Origin of the sequence: Sphaerotilus hippei, assembly GCF_003201595.1 — a bacterium.
In the GTDB taxonomy this organism is placed as follows: Bacteria; Pseudomonadota; Gammaproteobacteria; order Burkholderiales; family Burkholderiaceae_C; genus Sphaerotilus; species Sphaerotilus hippei.
In genome coordinates this window covers 142,741-158,950 of the sequence record NZ_QJJS01000008.1, presented here as the reverse complement: position 1 = coordinate 158,950, position 16,210 = coordinate 142,741, and the positions used below count along the sequence as shown (strand labels likewise).

Sequence of the window (16,210 nt, the reverse complement as noted above, 5' to 3'; positions counted from 1 at the left end):
TCGCAGATCTAGGGTCAGAACGCGAGTCTGGCGACCCGCGTCCGCATGGCCCGGTCCATCCGGACCATGGCGTCGATCATGCGGGCCTGGATCTGCGGCCACTGCTCGGCGGGCGAGTGATACCCGCCATCCGGCAGGACATAACGGATGCGGCAGCCCTCGCCTTCGGGCAGTTCCTGCCACTCCAGCGTCGCACCAAAATCGGCCTCGATGGCGGCCTGCTGGGCCTTCAGTCCATGGAAGGCGGCCTTGTTGAGCGCAGCCTTGCCGGTGCCCAGGGCGATCCAGAGTTCGACCTGCGCGTCGTCGCGGCGGACCACGTAATTCAGCACGAAACCCGCTCGGCCCACGGAACCCGACAGCCAGCCGTCGGAGGTCGCTGCCCGTCCGGCATGGGTCGCGCATTGGGGTTTCGCTGCCACCAGCAGGGCTTCCCAGAACTGCGCCCGCAGCACCTTGCGGTCGGAACGGTCCTGCCGCTCGGCCTGCTTCTTCACGTCGATGCGGGTCTGGAACTCGGCGGCTTCCGGCAGCGGGATGATCTGCTGCACGTCGAGCAGCACGGTCTCGGCGTTGAGGCGGTAGAGCTTGAGGCGCACGCAGCGGATGTCGAGGTTGCGCTCGTTGAGCCACATGACGGCGGTGGTCAGCTCGCGGCCGAAGTTGGCCGAGGCGAGCACGATGCGCACGTCCTGGGCGAACTGGCTTTCGTCGACTTCGGTCCAGTTGAGGAAGCCGAGGATGGCGGCGCGGGCGGCGTCGGTGTCGGGGGCGGGGCCGGCGGCGAGGCGGTTGAGGTATTTGGCGTGGGTGTCGACGAGTTGCTCGAAGCGCATGGTGGAGACCATGGCAGCGTAGCGCAGGGCCTGCAGCTCCATGTGGCCGCCGCCCTCGGTGCGCTTGAGTTCGACGACGACGAGGTTGGCGTCGGTGTCGAGGCAGAGCAGGTCGATGCGGCGTGCGCTGTCGGCCCAGTCGCCGAACTCTTCGGCGATGACCAGCAGCCGCTCGCCGAGCGCGTCGATCTGCTCGCGCAGCAGGCGTTGTAGATCCTGGCGCTCCAGGATGCCTTCGGCGCCGAAGGTGGTCTCGGCCACGGGTTGCAGGCGGTCGGTGGTGTAGTGGAACAGCGGCATCAGGCGGCCTCGGTGGTGTGCTGGCGCACGTCGATCTTGCCGGTGACGGCGGCGGAAATCAGCGCGCTGCGGCGCTCTTGCAGTAAGGCGATGGTGGTTTGGGCTTCGTCAGTGAGAGCGCCCAAGCGAATGGTTTCTTCTCTGAGAAATGAAGTTATCTGCAATTGTTCACCATATGGAGGTAGAGACAACTGCATTTCCAATATAGCTGACTGTCCAATGTTGACCATAGAGCTACTAGCACCTGTTGCAGACAATTCAATCCGCCCCCGCGCCGATGCAGTTCCAAGGTACATACCGAGAAATTGCGGGTCACAGTCTTGCTGCTTCAACTTGATCCGATAAAGCTTGTCACACAGAAGCAAGTTCGAATAATTCTGATCTGCGACAGCCGCGCTACCGACAAGTTCTCTGGTATTTGCACGAGAAATCAGTAAATCTCCGGCACAAATACCAAGCGATGGAATAGGCTCGATATCCATGGGCAAGACTTTATTTTCCTCACGACGAAATTTTCCACCGTTGACACAACCGACTTTCAAGACACCCCATTCAGTGTCCGACTCGACCGGGTAGCCTTCACACTGCGGGCTCCAGCCTTGCTCAAAACTCTCAACCAGATGTTTGATGCGCTTGGTTTCCCAATGCGCTGGCACCTCCCCCAGCCACTCCACCCCCGAATCCTTCATCGGCACCCGCGGATCCAGCCCCTTCGTCACGGCATGGGAGATGACCGCCTGACGCTTTTCCTTGAGGAGGTCTATCAGGGTGCGTTGTTCGGCGATGAGGGCGTCGAGCTTGGTGGTTTCGTGGTCGAGGAAAGTCGCAATGCAATCCTGTTCAATCTCGCTTGGCGGACAAGCCAAATGTGTCGCACAAACATCGCCCATGTAGATTCCAGCTTGGGCCGAACTCTTTGATCGACTCTGAAGCTGTTCTTGGAAAAACTTGGACTGAATGAGATAGAAAAAAAACGTTGGTCGGTACCCTCTCGATAGCCGAACGAAGCAAACACTTCGTTGAAATGCAATCGGGTGGTCGAAGGGATAAACACAGACTCTCCCAATAGTGCCGACGATGGTCAGCAAAATGTCACCCCGAACTGGGAATCCGTTATCGACGATGGCGTCATGGTCAGCCACCGAAATCAAACTTTCCGCCGAAGTTGTCTCGATAAGCCCGTTCGAAACGTTTTTTGCACTGAGCAAAGGGAGACCATCGCTTGTCCGAGCGAAAGTGCCATGCGTACCATCTTTGATGGCAAGAATTGCCCTAGAGAATCTCAAAGAATCCCAATGCGCCGGCACCTCGCCCAGCCACTCGACCCCGGAATCCTTGTAGTGCGCGTATGTGGGAAAGCTCATGGCTTGTTGCCCTCCTGCCAGACCGGCCGTATGCGCCAGTCCTGTGGAAATCCCATGGCAGACAGCCGGTCGGCAGGCAACTCGGTGTCCAGCAGACGCACGAGGCGCGCTGCCCACGTCGTGCCAGGGTTCATCGTGTTCAACATGGCAGCCAGCAGCGCCAGCGGGTTGTAGAGGTAGTTCGCCTGGTGGTGCGGACTCTCAGGCGGCACAAGGTTGCTCGCCTGCCGCTTGATGTGCGGCAGCTTCATCGGCAAGCGCCGGTTCCACAGCCGACTGTGGTGCGCACAGGCATTGCGAATCGGCGTCAGCACGTGCAACACACGCTCCATCACCTCCACCGTCGGCAGACCCAAGCTGTTGGCGATTGCCTGCTTGGCCACGTTGTCGCGCGTGTTCTTCACCCAGTGCGACAGCGCGCCCAGCGACATCGTCTCGACCACCGCCCAGATCGGCGGCAAGACAGGCGAGGTGTATGTGGCGCGGTAGTGGACAACGAAGGTCTCGGTGCTGTTCTCCATGTCCCGCGCAAGGTTGGCCAGATTCTTGGCGTGCCACCCCGGATCCTTGAAGCACGCGCTGTCCATGTGCGCGTGCGCACCGTGGCGCAAGGACATTGCATGGGCCCAGCGGGTGCGCACCGCCACTTCGAGTCGCTCGATGGCTTCGATCACCAGCAGCCGCAGCTTGCGGTCGAAGATGTAGAGCTGGAGCACCTGCTCGAATGTCGTCCCCGGGATGAACTGATGCTGCCGGCGCTCCCCTGGGGCGGGCAGCACCTCGAACGGCAGGCAGTACGCACTCAGGCGGTAGTAGCCAATGTTGTCGAGGTAGCGCCCGGCCCGAGGCACATCCGCTACCTGCAGGCCACGCGACCGCCAGAGGGCGACCTGATCAGCCAGCGAGAGGGGCGGCTTGTCAAAGTGCATGGGCCAGCCCCAAAAAGATAAACCCCCCGGTTTGAGCATCATGACAGCGGGCTGTCCGAGAGGCTTGGGGGGTGTTGTTGCCGCGGATTCTACTCCCGTCCACCATTTTTTCCCCGCCGTCTGCTGCGCTGTGGCAGCGTTTTTTTGTCGATCTGGATGTTGCCGCACATTGTCGTTCAGGGCATGTGCGTCGGCGATCAGCGCAAGCGAGATGCTGCATTGGTGTCAGCACTGCCGACACTTTTCGCGGCGACAACAGCCGCACTCATGCCGACAGCCCCTCGATCATCGCCTTGATCCGATCCGTCGACCGCTTCAGATCCGCATCGATCTCGGCCAGCGAACGCGGCGGCTCGAAGACATAGAAATGCCGGTTGAACGGGATCTCGTACCCCACCTTGGTCTTCTCGGGATCGATCCACGCATCCGGCGCATGCGGCAGCACCTCGCGCTCGAAGTAGGCGCGGACATCGTCGCTCAGCGGCACGTTCTCGGTGTCACGCAGGGCGCTGTCGGGCTGCGGCTTGCCCTTGAGCTTGCCCTTGGCCCCCAGCACCGGCTGACCCTGCGCATCCCGCAGCGGACGCTCGACCGTGATCGTGGTGTAGCCGAAGTCCTCGTTGCGGAAGATGCGCGCCACCGGCACCCGCTTCAGGCGCCCACCGTCCGGCGCCACGGGCGGGATGTCGGCGCCCGTGACCAGCTGCGCCTCGCCCAGCGCTTGCCCGGCCGCGTCCAGCACCGTGACGAGTTCCGCCTCGGCGAAGCCACCGAACAGGCGCGTCACCTGCTCGATGTGCGCCTCGCTCATCTCCTTGCGCTTGGAGCCCAGGCTCTTGCGCATCTTCTGCCAGAAGCTCCCCGCGTCGATGAGCTGCACCAACCCCCGGCGGTCCGCCGGCTTCTTGTTCGACAGGATCCAGACATAGGTGGCGATGCCCGTGTTGTAGAACATGTCGGTCGGCAGACCGACGATGGCCTCCACCAGATCGTTCTCCAGCACGTAGCGGCGGATCTCGCTCTCGCCGCTGCCCGCGCCGCCCGTGAACAGCGGCGAGCCGTTGAGCACGATCCCGAAGCGGCTGCCCCCGTCCTGCGCCGGGCGCATCTTGGCCAGCAGGTGCATCAGGAACAGGAGCGAACCATCCGACACCCGCGGCAGCCCCGGACCGAAGCGGCCGTCAAACCCCCGCTGCTCATGCTCCAGGCGCACCGCCCGCTCGACCTTCTTCCACTCCACCCCGAACGGCGGGTTGGACAGCATGTAGTCGAACTGGCGCCCGCCGTGGCCATCGTCGCTCAGCGTGTTGCCCGCGACGATGTTGCCGACGTCCTGACCCTTGATGAGCATGTCCGCCTTGCAGATGGCGTAGGACTCGTCGTTCAGCTCCTGGCCGAACATCGTCAGGCGGGCCTGCGGGTTGTGTTCCAGCAGGTACTCGCCCGCCACCGACAACATGCCGCCCGTCCCCGCCGTCGGGTCATAGACCGTGCGCACCACCGAGTTGCCGGGTGTCAGCACGTCATCGTCCTCGATGAACAGCAGGTTCACCATCAGCCGGATGACCTCACGCGGCGTGAAGTGCTCCCCGGCCGTCTCGTTGGAGATTTCCGCGAATTTGCGGATCAGCTCCTCGAACACCGCGCCCATGCTGGCGTTGTCCACCCGCTCGGGGTGCAGGTCGATGTTGGCGAACTTCTCGACCACCAGGTACAGCAGGTCGGCCTTGGCCAGCCGCTCCACCTGGGTGTGGAAGTCGAAGCGCTCGAAGATGTCCCGCGCCGCCGGCGAGAAGCCCTGGATGTAGGCGTAGAGGTTCTGCCGGACATGGTCCTGATCGCCCAGCAGCGTGACGAGGTCGAGCGACGAGGTGTTGAAGAAGCTCTGGCCGGCCTTGCGCAGCAGGAAGGGCTCCGGGTTCAGGCCGGCGGCGGTCCGGGCCGCGAACTCGGCCAGCACCGCCGGCTTGGTGGCCGCCAGCACGCAGTCGAGCCGGCGCAGCACGGTGAACGGCAGGATGACGCGGCCGTATTCGCTTTGCTTGAAGTCGCCACGCAACAGGTCGGCGACGGACCAGATGAAGGAAGACAGCGCTTGATGGTTCATTCGGTTCCAGGAGTGGCTTGGCAGTGTTCTGAGCATTTTGACCGCCGAGCACAATCTGTCAGCCCAGAAGCGTCGCCAAGACGGCCCGGCGTGGAAAGGGCCGCACCGACGGACACGATGTCGGGGTTGGGCAGACGCGCCAGCCTTCGTGCGAAGCCCCAGCACGCTTGCCCTTGACGGACAAGAGCTGCACCTGCCCATGCCCAGTGTGTGCCGCGCTTTCACCCAGGGCACAGGGGCACTTCCTGAAACCCACCCGGCCTTCTCGCCGAAGACCTACGGTCATTCCGGTCTGCTGGACATGCTGCGCACCGACGACCTGCTGGCGCTCCAGCAGGAGTCCGGCGGGCATTGGACCGTGCGGCTTCGGTCGAAGGTGGAGGGTGAGGTCGTCTGATGCCGAGCCCCGACTGAAGCCGGTGCCTCAGCGTACCGGTGGGCGGTGCTGCCCCGCTGACTGCCTGCGTCATGCCGCTTCTGCATGACGATTCCACGGGGGTCGCATGACCCGGGTTTTCCTCCGATTTGCCGGTTTCAGGTGGGCGTTGGCGCAGTTACCCTCGCGGACCTTGTCTTTTCCTGACGTCCACGGGACGCATTTCGGAGCCTTGCATGAGTGAACCCCTGTCATCCGCAGAACAGGCGTTGCGTGACGCCGCGCTGGAATACCACCGTGCGCCCGCGCGCGGCAAGATCGCGGTCACGCCGCTGAAGCCGCTGATGAACCAGCGTGATCTGTCGCTGGCGTACTCGCCCGGCGTGGCGTATCCGTGCTTGGCGATCGAGCAGGATCCGACGCTGGCGGCGGAGTACACCTCGCGTGGCAACCTGGTGGGGGTGGTGACGAACGGCACGGCGGTGCTGGGCCTGGGCAACATCGGCCCGCTGGCGTCCAAGCCGGTGATGGAAGGCAAGGGCTGCCTGTTCAAGAAGTTCGCCGGCATCGACGTGTTCGACATCGAGCTGGCCGAGAACGACCCGGACAAGCTGGTCGAGATCATCGCCGCGCTGGAGCCCACGCTCGGGGGCATCAACCTCGAGGACATCAAGGCGCCGGAGTGCTTCTACATCGAGAAGAAGCTGCGCGAGCGCATGAAGATCCCCGTCTTCCATGACGACCAGCACGGCACGGCGATCATCTCGGGTGCGGCGCTGCTCAACGGCCTGGAGCTGGTGGGCAAGCGCATCGGCGAGGTCAAGATGGTGGTGTCGGGCGCGGGCGCGGCGGCCATCGCCTGCCTGGACCTGATGGTCGGCCTGGGCGTGAAGATCGAGAACATCTTCGTCTGCGACTCCAAGGGCGTGATCCGCGAGGGCCGCGCCGACGTCGTCGCCGGCAAGCTCGACGAGTCCAAGCAGCGCTACTGCCAGCGCACCAGCGACGTGACGCTGGCCGACGCGATCCGTGGCGCCGACGTGTTCCTGGGCTGCTCGGCCGCGGGCGTGATGACCGGCGAGATGGTCGCGAGCATGGGCTCGCAGCCGATCATCCTGGCGCTGGCCAACCCGGAGCCGGAGATCCGCCCCGAGATCGCCAAGGCGGCGCGGCCGGACTGCATCATCGCCACCGGCCGGTCGGACTACCCGAACCAGGTCAACAACGTGCTGTGCTTCCCCTACATCTTCCGGGGCGCGCTGGACTGCGGCGCGACCCGCATCACCGAGGAGATGAAGCTGGCCTGCGTGCGCGAGATCGCCGCGCTGGCCAAGGAGGAGACCAGCGACGAGGTCGCGGCCGCCTACGCCGGCCAGGACCTGAAGTTCGGCCCCGACTACCTGATCCCCAAGCCGTTCGACGCGCGCCTGATCCTGCGCATCGCGCCGGCCGTGGCGCAGGCGGCGGTCGATTCGGGGGTCGCGGCCCGCCCGATCACCGATCTGGTGGCCTACCGCGATTCGCTGACCCGCTACGTCTACCAGACCGGCATGTTCATGCGCCCGGTGTTCGCTGCGGCCAAGCGCAGCCCGGCCCGGGTGGTCTACGCCGAGGGCGAGGACGAGCGGGTGCTGCGTGCGGTGCAGGCGGTGCTGGCCGATGGCCTGGCGCAGCCCATCCTGGTGGGTCGCCCGTCGGTGATCCAGATGCGCCTGGAGCGTGCCGGCCTGCGCCTGAAGGCCGGCGTCGACTTCGAGGTGGTGAACCCCGAGGACGATCCGCGCTTCCGCGCCTGCTGGGAGGAATACCACCGGCTGATGAAGCGCGACGGCGTCTCGGTCGAGGCGGCCAAGGCGGCGGTGCGCCGCTCGACGACGCTGATCGCGACCATGCTGCTCAAGCTCGGCCATGCCGACGCGATGCTGTGCGGCCTGCACGGTCGCTACGACACGCACTTCGAGTACGTCAAGCAGGTCATCGGCCAGAAGCCGGGGGCCAAGGTGTTCGCGACGATGAACGCGCTGATGCTCGACGAGCACAACCTGTTCATCACCGACACCTACATCAACGAGCAGCCCAGCGCCGAGGAGCTGGCCGAGATCGCGCTGATGGCGGCCGAGGAGGTGCGCCGCTTCGGCGTGCCGCCGAAGGTGGCCTTCCTGTCGCACTCGATGTACGGCACCTCGTCGCGGGCGTCGGCCCGGCGGGTGCGCGAGGCGCGTGACCTGTTCGTGGCGCGTGCGCCCGAGATCGAGTGCGACGGCGAGATGCACGGCGATGCGGCGCTGTCGGAGACGATCCGCCGCAACATCCTGCCCGACTCGACGCTGACGGGCTCGGCCAACGTGCTGGTGCTGCCCAACATCGACGCGGCCAACATCCTGTTCAACGTGCTGAAGGTGACGGCGGGCAAGGGCGTGACGGTCGGCCCGGTCCTGCTGGGGGCGGCCGCGCCGGTGCACATCCTGTCGCCGTCGGCGTCGATGCGCCGGGTGGTGAACATGACGGCGCTGGCGGTGGCTGACGCTGCTGCCGGTGCGGCTTCCCGCCGCCTGTAACCGGTCTGTTCCGGATCGGGGTCGATAATCCGGCGCACCCCGCATTGCAGGGGGCGCCGGAATGTCCAGCGGCGCCTTGTTGCGAGGGTCAGAACACCTCAATGGAGACCGCCAGATGCCCCGCCAGACCAAGATCGTTGCCACCCTCGGCCCTGCCTCGTCCGACCCGGCGGTGCTGGAACGCATGATCCGCGCCGGGGTCGACGTCGTGCGGCTGAACTTCAGCCACGGCAAGGCCCAGGACCACATCGACCGGGCCACGCTGGTGCGCCAGGTGGCTGCCCGCGTGGGCAAGCCGGTGGCCATCATGGCCGACCTGCAGGGCCCGAAGATCCGCGTGGGCAAGTTCGCCGAAGGCAAGGTCATGCTCGAGCAGGGCCAGGCCTTCGTGCTCGACGCGTCCCGCGTCGAGCCGGGTGACATCGAGGGCGTGGGCCTCGACTACAAGGAACTGCCGCGCGACGTGAAGCCGGGCGACAGCCTGCTGCTCAACGACGGCCTGATCGTGCTGACGGTCGAGGCCGTGCGGGGCGACGAGGTGCACACCCTCGTGCGCATCGGCGGCGAGCTGTCCAACAACAAGGGCATCAACAAGCAGGGCGGCGGCCTGACCGCCCCGGCGCTGACCGCCAAGGACATGGAGGACATCAAGACGGCGATGTCCTTCCAGTGCGAGTACCTGGCGGTGTCCTTCCCGAAGAACGCCACCGACATGGAGATGGCGCGCCAGCTGGCCAACGTGGCCGGCGAGCCGTGGCGCCACAAGCCGGGCATGATCGCCAAGATCGAGCGCACCGAGGCGATCCCGCAGCTCGAGGCCATCCTGCGTGCCTCGGACGGCATCATGGTCGCCCGCGGTGACCTGGCGGTCGAGGTCGGCAACGCCGCCGTGCCGGCGCTGCAGAAGAAGATGATCCGCATGGCCCGCGAGATGGACAAGGTCGCCATCACCGCCACGCAGATGATGGAGTCGATGATCCAGAACCCGGTGCCCACGCGCGCCGAGGTGTCGGACGTGGCCAACGCCGTGCTCGACGGCACCGACGCCGTGATGCTGTCGGCCGAGACCGCCGCGGGCAAGTACCCGGTCGAGACGGTCGAGCAGATGGCGGCCATCGCCTACGCGGCCGAGCGTGCCGACGAGGTCAAGCTCGACGCCGACTTCACCAACAAGACCTTCCGCCGCATCGACCAGTCGATCGCGATGGGCGCGCTGTTCACTGCCCACCACCTGGGCTGCAAGGCCATCGTCGCGCTGACCGAGTCGGGCTCGACCGCGCTGTGGATGAGCCGCCACCGCATCAACGTGCCGATCTTCGGCCTGACGACCCAGCCGCTGTCGGAGCGCAAGATGGTGCTCTATCGCAACGTGCGGCCGATCCTGATGCCGGCGTTCGACGAGCGTGACGCGGCGCTGGCCAAGGCCGAGGCCATCCTGGTGGACCGCGGCGTGCTGCGCCCGGGCGACACCTACGCCATCACCTGCGGCGAGCCGATGGGCCATCCGGGCGGCACCAACATGCTGAAGGTCTGCCTGGTCGCCTGAGGCCGGACGGGCGGGGGGGGTGTCCCGAACCGGCATCGGCAGAAAGCCACGGCGTGGGCGATCGGTGACGGAGTCCCCGGCTCGCAGGGTTCTTTCCCGCGGGTGGGGACCGTAGAATCTGCGGGTTACAGCACGGTTTCATGCTGGCGCGGCAGGACTTGTCCACGGTCGCCGGCGGATCCGGAGCCAGGATTTCTCTTCACTCTCCAAGGATCACCATGGCCCTCGTTTCCATGCGCCAGCTGCTGGACCACGCCGCCGAAAACGGCTACGGCATTCCGGCTTTCAACGTCAACAACCTGGAACAGGTGCAGGCCGTGATGGCCGCGGCGCATGAACTCGGCGCTCCGGTCATCCTGCAGGCCAGCGCGGGTGCACGCAAGTACGCCGGCGAGCATTTCATCAAGCACCTGATCCAGGCGGCCGTCGAGGCCTATCCGCACATCCCGCTGGTGATGCACCAGGATCACGGCCAGACCCCGGCGATCTGCCAGGGCGCCATCGACCTGGGCTTCGGCTCGGTGATGATGGACGGCTCGCTGCAGGCCGACGGCAAGACCCCGGCCTCGTTCGACTACAACGTCGACGTGACCCGCAAGGTGGTCGACATGGCCCACCAGGTCGGTGTCACCGTCGAGGGCGAGCTGGGCTGCCTGGGCAACCTGGAAACCGGTGAGGCCGGCGAGGAAGACGGCATCGGCGCCGAGGGCAAGCTCGACCACAGCCAGATGCTGACCGACCCGGAAGAGGCCGCCCAGTTCGTCAAGGCCACGCAGCTCGACGCGCTGGCGATCGCCATCGGCACCAGCCACGGCGCCTACAAGTTCAGCCGCCCGCCCACCGGTGACATCCTGGCCATCTCGCGCGTCAAGGAAATCCACGCGCGCATCCCCAACACCCACCTGGTGATGCACGGCTCGTCGTCGGTGCCGCAGGACCTGCTGGCCATCATCAACCAGTACGGCGGCAAGATGAAGGAGACCTACGGCGTGCCGGTCGCCGAGATCCAGGAAGCCATCAAGCACGGCGTGCGCAAGATCAACATCGACACCGACATCCGCCTGGCGATGACCGGCGCGGTGCGCAAGTTCATGTTCGAGAACCCCGAGAAGTTCGACGCGCGCGAGTGGCTCAAGCCGGCCCGCGAGGCCGCCACGGCCCTGTGCAAGCAGCGCTACATGGAGTTCGGCTGCGAAGGCCAGGCGGGCAAGATCAAGCCGATCGCGATGAGCCAGATCGCCACGATGTACGCCAGCGGCGCGCTGGCCCAGATGGTGGTCTGAGCCCCGTCCGATCCTTTCGCCGCGGCCGGGCCGCGGCGCACGACGGCCCGCGCAAGCGGGCCGTTCTTGTTGGTGCGCGCCTACAATCCCGTCACCAACCGAACTGCATCACGACCGTGTCCACAGCCCTGCTCGAATCCTCCCTGCACAGCCTTCCTCTGCTCGCCCGCGGCAAAGTCAGAGACAACTACGCCGTCGGCGAGGATCGCATCCTCATGATCGCCAGCGACCGCCTGTCGGCCTTCGACGTGATCATGGGCGAGCCCATTCCCGGCAAGGGCGAGCTGCTGACCCAGGTGGCGCTGTTCTGGTTCGACAAGCTCGGCCACATCGTGCCCAACCACCTGACGGGCGACGAGCCCGCCAGCGTCGTCGCGCCCGACGAGGTCGACCAGGTGCGGGGCCGCTCGATGCTGGTCAAGCGCCTGAAGCCGGTCCCGATCGAGGCCGTGGTGCGTGGTTACCTGGCGGGCAGCGGCTGGAAGGAATACCAGGAGAGCCAGTCGGTCTGCGGCGTGGCGCTGCCGTCCGGGCTGCGCAACGCGGCCAAGCTGCCCGAGCCCATCTTCACGCCGGCCACCAAGGCCGAGATGGGCGACCACGACGAGAACATCAGCTTCGACCGCATGGTCGACCAGATCGGTGCGCCGCTGGCCGCCAAGATCCGCGACGTGTCGATCCACCTGTACCAGGCCGCGGCCAACTTCGCGCTGACCAAGGGCATCATCATCGCCGACACCAAGTTCGAGTTCGGCCTGGACGAGCACGGCGTGCTGACGCTGATGGACGAGGTGCTGACGCCGGACTCCTCGCGCTACTGGCCGGTGGAAAGCTACGAGGCCGCGCTGCAGGCCGGCCAGAATCCGCCCAGTTTCGACAAGCAGTTCGTGCGCGACTGGCTCGAGGCCGTGCGCATCGACGGCCAGCCCTGGAACAAGGAAGCGCCGTCGCCGGCGCTGCCGGCCGAGGTGATCGACGCGACGGCCGCCAAGTACCGCGAAGCCCTGGTCCGCCTGACCGCGATCTGATCCTCGCCCTGCCGCGGGCCCGTGCATGCACCGACAGCTGCTCAATCTGGAGGCTGCCATCGCGCAGGCCCGCATCCCGCGCGAGCTGCCGTTCCTGCGCGCCGAGCGGGCGTCGGTGCTGGCCCGGCTCGGCCAGGTCGACGAGGCCCGGGCCGAGGTGGCCGGCCTGCGTGCGCTGCCGGAGACGCCGTCCAATGCGGTACTCAACGCCTGGCTGTGGCTGACCGAAGGCCTGGTCGACTACTACGAGTGCCTCAACGCCCGGGCGCGTGACCGCCTGAGGCGTGCCCACGCGCTGGCCTGTTCGGTCAAGGCGCCGCACATCCAGGCGCTGTCGGCGGCCTGGATGGCGCACTGTGATTTCCGCGCGCAGGACTACCCGTCGATGGTCGAGCATGCCGATCTGGCCCTGAGCCAGGCCGCACCCGATCACCACAGCGCGAGGGCGCGGGCCTGCCTGGTGCTCGCCTGCGCGACCCATTTCGCCGGCCGCGAGGACCTGGCCCAGCCGTGGTACAGCCGGGCGCGCGTGCATGCGGCCGCGGAGGGGGACGGGGCGACGCTCAGTGCCGTGATCTACAACATCTCGCTGCTGCGGCTGATCGAGGTGCGACTGGCCGACCTGTTCGGCACCCGTGACGAGAGCGCGGTGCGGCGGGTGCAGCTCGGCATGGAGTCGTCGATCTGCCTCGACCAGAGCCTGCGCATCCGGGCGCTCAGCCACCACACGCCGATGCAGCGTGCGCAGGTGCTGACGATCTCCGGCGACTTCGCCACGGCGCTGGCGCTGTACGACGAGCACATGGCCGGTGCGCTGCGCGAGGGCCTGACCGGCACCGAGTGCCTCTACCAGGCCGACCGCGCCTGGTGCCTGCTGCAGCTCGGCCGCAGCGACGAGGCGCTGGCGGCGGCCCGCTCCGCCGACTCGACCCTGATGGCCGTGACCGAGCCGGAAGAGCGCGTGATCACCCATGCGGTGCTGCACAAGGTGCTGTCCCGCCTGGGGCTCGACGCGCTGGCCGCACAGCACCAGCAGCAGGCCGACAGCGGTTACCGGACCTTCCGCGAGGCCAGCCACCGGCTGCAGACGCTGGTGGTGCAGGCCCGGCTGGAGCGCCACCTGCTGCGCGCCTGAGCCGGCGTCAGAACAGCGACATGCTGAGCTTGCGGCGGTACTGGTCGATGACCGGATCGCCCTGCGGGACCGTCGCCTTGCCGGCCAGCTGCACGGCGCCCTTGGCCTCGGCCGCCTGGGCCTTGGGGGCGGGCTTGCTCATCAGCTCGAGGATGGCGACGTAGAGCTTGCGCGGGTTCTCCTCGCCCCAGGCCTTGTCGCGCATGATGATCTCGAGCAGCTCGTCCATCGCCTCGGTGCGGGCGTCGCGTGCCAGCAGCAGCAGGGCGCGCTCGAAGCGGGCGGCGAAGTCGCGCCGGTTGGCGGCGATCGCCGCGTCGAGCTCCGCCAGCGAGCGGGCCTGGCCGGCCTTCTCGCAGGCCAGCAGCCACCAGCCGAGCGCGGCCAGGCGGGTGTCGATGTAGGGCTTGCCGGCCACCGGGGCATACGCCTCGCGGGCGGCGTCGATGCGGCCCAGCTCCAGCAGCAGCTTGACCAGGTCGTGGCGCGCCATCTCGTGGTCGGGCGTCAGGGCGAGCGCCTCGGCCAGCTTGGCCACCGCCGCGTCGTCGTCTCCCTCCTCGACCAGCGCCTCGGCTTCCAGCGTGTCGGCCTCTGCTTCCGCCTCGGCGGCGCTCGGCACATGCTTGTCGAGGAACTCGCGCAGCTTGTCCTCCGGCAGCGCGCCGACGAATCCGTCGACCGGCTGGCCCTGCAGGAACATCACGCAGAAGGGGATCGAGCGCACGCCGAACATCTGGCTGAGCTGGGTCGCGATCTCGGGCACGGCGTCGCTGTCGAGCTTGGCCAGCAGGAAGCGTCCGTCGTAGTCGGTCTCGAGCTTCTCGAGCATCGGACCGAGCGTGCGGCAGGGGCCGCACCACGGCGCCCAGATGTCGAGCAGCACCGGGCGCTGCATCGAGGCCTGGATCAGTTCGGCTTCAAAATTCTCTAGTGTGATATCGATCATCGCGGCACCTTTGTGCGGCTGAGGTGAAGGCGACTGCCCCCAAATGCAAGCCCGGTGCGTCAGGCGCCTAAAATCGCGTCCTTTTCCGCCCGGAGTACGCCGTGAACAGCGCCTCGCCCGTGGTTGGCATCGTCATGGGGTCCAACAGTGACTGGGACACCATGAAGCATGCCGCCGAGATTCTCGCCGAGTTCGGCGTGCCCTATGAAGCCCAGGTGGTGTCCGCGCATCGCATGCCCGACGACATGTTCCGCTACGCCGAGGCGGCGCGCGGCCGGGGCCTGCAGGCCATCATCGCCGGTGCCGGCGGGGCGGCTCACCTGCCCGGCATGCTGGCGGCCAAGACCACCGTGCCGGTGCTGGGCGTGCCCGTGGCCAGCAAGCACCTGCAGGGGGTCGACTCGCTGCACTCCATCGTGCAGATGCCCAAGGGCATCCCGGTGGCGACCTTCGCGATCGGCGTGGCCGGTGCGGCCAATGCGGCGCTGTTCGCGGTGGCCCAGCTGGCCAACCACGACAGCGACCTGGCCGCGCGCCTGCAGGCCTTCCGCGAGCGCCAGACCGAGGTCGCCCGCGCCATGAAGCTGGAGGGCTGATGGACATGGCCGCCTCGATCCGCCTGCTGCCGGGCACCCCGTCCGCCCACGATCCCGCCCGGGCCACCACGCTGGGCGTGATGGGGGGCGGGCAGCTGGGCCGCATGTTCGTGCACGCCGCCCAGCAGCTGGGCTACCGCACGGTCGTGCTGGAGGCCGAGGCGGACAGCCCCGCCGCCCAGGCCGCGCACCACCAGGTGCGCACCGCCTACCTCGATCCGGCCGGCCTGGCCGAGCTGGTGCGTGAATGCGACGCGGTGACCACCGAGTTCGAGAACGTGCCGGCCGACGCGCTGCGCGAGCTGGCCGACCACCGTCCGGTGGCGCCTGCCGCCGCCGCCGTGGCGGTCTGCCAGGACCGCGTGGCCGAGAAGGCCCACTTCGCCGCCAGCGGCGTGCCGTGCGCGCCGTATGCGGTGATCGACTCCGAGACCGCGCTGGCCGCGGTCTCGGACACGCTGCTGCCGGGCATCCTGAAGACCGCCCGCCTGGGCTACGACGGCAAGGGCCAGGTCCGCGTGGCCGACCGTGCCGCGCTGGAAGCGGCCTGGACGGACCTGCAGGGCGTGACCTGCGTGCTCGAGCAGCGCCTGTCGCTGGCCGACGAGCTCAGCGTCATCGTCGCGCGCGGTGCGGCCGGCGAGGTCGTGCACCTGCCGGTGCAGCACAACCTGCACCGCGACGGCATCCTGGCGGTGACCCAGGTGCCCGCGCCGGGCCTGGACGCCGCGCAGGTCGAGCAGGCGGTGGCTTCGGCCGAGCGCATCGCCGCCTCGCTCGACTACGTCGGCGTGCTCTGCGTCGAGTTCTTCCTGCTGACCGACGGCTCGCTGGTGGCCAACGAGATGGCGCCGCGCCCGCACAACTCCGGCCACTACAGCATCGATGCCTGCGACGTGTCGCAGTTCGACCTGCAGGTGCGCTGCATGACCGGGCTGCCGCTGGTGGCCCCGCGCCTGCACTCGCCGGCGGTGATGCTCAACCTGCTCGGTGACTTGTGGTTCGATGCCGAGGGCCGCGAGCGCTCGCCCGACTGGGCCGCCGTACTGGCCCTGCCGGGGGTGCACCTGCACCTCTACGGCAAGGCCCAGGCCCGCCGGGGTCGCAAGATGGGCCACCTGACGCTGACCGGGGCGACCCCCGAGGCGGCCCGCGATGCCGCCTTGAAGGCCGGCGCGCTGCTGGGCCTGGAAGCCTTCTGAT

13 protein-coding genes are annotated in these 16,210 nt (G+C 67.2%); 8 read left to right on the top strand and 5 right to left on the bottom strand.

The window, feature by feature from the left end; all coding sequences use genetic code 11:
• Positions 1–14: 14 nt before the first annotated feature.
• From C7444_RS10655 to C7444_RS10640, 4 genes are all read right to left on the bottom strand, one after another.
• Positions 15–1,136 (bottom strand): DUF4268 domain-containing protein, encoded by a 1,122-nt coding sequence (locus tag C7444_RS10655; RefSeq protein WP_110400832.1) that lies wholly within the window; start codon positions 1,134–1,136, stop codon positions 15–17.
• Positions 1,136–2,500, bottom strand: a complete 1,365-nt coding sequence (locus tag C7444_RS10650) for a restriction endonuclease subunit S (RefSeq protein ID WP_110400831.1) — start codon at positions 2,498–2,500, stop codon at positions 1,136–1,138. The genes C7444_RS10655 and C7444_RS10650 overlap by 1 nt, the downstream gene beginning before the upstream one ends.
• Positions 2,497–3,429, bottom strand: a complete 933-nt coding sequence (locus C7444_RS10645) for an Abi family protein (protein ID WP_170130706.1) — start codon at positions 3,427–3,429, stop codon at positions 2,497–2,499. Before C7444_RS10645 ends, C7444_RS10650 begins: the two co-directional genes overlap by 4 nt.
• A 265-nt stretch (positions 3,430–3,694) precedes the next feature.
• Positions 3,695–5,536: a type I restriction-modification system subunit M gene (locus C7444_RS10640; protein WP_110400829.1), complete on the bottom strand. Its 1,842-nt coding sequence runs from the start codon at positions 5,534–5,536 to the stop codon at positions 3,695–3,697.
• 199 nt (positions 5,537–5,735) lie between these two features.
• Here C7444_RS10640 and C7444_RS10635 point away from each other — a divergent pair, with 199 nt between their 5' ends.
• The 6 genes from C7444_RS10635 (at position 5,736) to C7444_RS10610 (ending at position 13,462) form a co-directional block, all read left to right on the top strand.
• Positions 5,736–5,933: an LOTUS domain-containing protein gene (locus C7444_RS10635; RefSeq protein WP_110400828.1), complete on the top strand. Its 198-nt coding sequence runs from the start codon at positions 5,736–5,738 to the stop codon at positions 5,931–5,933.
• 215 nt (positions 5,934–6,148) lie between these two features.
• A complete protein-coding gene (locus C7444_RS10630; RefSeq protein WP_110400827.1) occupies positions 6,149–8,470 on the top strand; it encodes an NADP-dependent malic enzyme in 2,322 nt (773 codons plus the stop codon).
• A 115-nt stretch (positions 8,471–8,585) separates the two neighbouring features.
• Positions 8,586–10,016, top strand: coding sequence for a pyruvate kinase (gene pyk / locus C7444_RS10625; RefSeq protein ID WP_110400826.1), 1,431 nt, complete (start codon positions 8,586–8,588; stop codon positions 10,014–10,016).
• A 218-nt stretch (positions 10,017–10,234) separates the two neighbouring features.
• Positions 10,235–11,299: a class II fructose-bisphosphate aldolase gene (fba, locus tag C7444_RS10620; RefSeq protein WP_110400825.1), complete on the top strand. Its 1,065-nt coding sequence runs from the start codon at positions 10,235–10,237 to the stop codon at positions 11,297–11,299.
• 116 nt (positions 11,300–11,415) lie between these two features.
• Positions 11,416–12,327, top strand: a complete 912-nt coding sequence (locus C7444_RS10615) for a phosphoribosylaminoimidazolesuccinocarboxamide synthase (protein WP_375136927.1) — start codon at positions 11,416–11,418, stop codon at positions 12,325–12,327.
• 25 nt (positions 12,328–12,352) lie between these two features.
• Positions 12,353–13,462: a hypothetical protein gene (locus C7444_RS10610; protein ID WP_110400824.1), complete on the top strand. Its 1,110-nt coding sequence runs from the start codon at positions 12,353–12,355 to the stop codon at positions 13,460–13,462.
• Positions 13,463–13,469: 7 nt separating this feature from the next.
• Here the strand turns inward: C7444_RS10610 and C7444_RS10605 are convergent, their stop codons facing one another.
• Entirely contained in the window at positions 13,470–14,411 is a 942-nt protein-coding gene (locus C7444_RS10605) for a tetratricopeptide repeat protein (protein WP_110400823.1), read from the bottom strand.
• A 134-nt stretch (positions 14,412–14,545) separates the two neighbouring features.
• Here C7444_RS10605 and purE point away from each other — a divergent pair, with 134 nt between their 5' ends.
• Positions 14,546–15,007 (top strand): 5-(carboxyamino)imidazole ribonucleotide mutase, encoded by a 462-nt coding sequence (purE, locus tag C7444_RS10600; RefSeq protein ID WP_110400873.1) that lies wholly within the window; start codon positions 14,546–14,548, stop codon positions 15,005–15,007.
• Positions 15,008–15,012: 5 nt separating this feature from the next.
• On the top strand, positions 15,013–16,209 hold the full coding sequence (locus C7444_RS10595; protein ID WP_375136928.1) for a 5-(carboxyamino)imidazole ribonucleotide synthase: 1,197 nt from the start codon (positions 15,013–15,015) through the stop codon (positions 16,207–16,209).
• Position 16,210 lies beyond the last annotated feature (1 nt).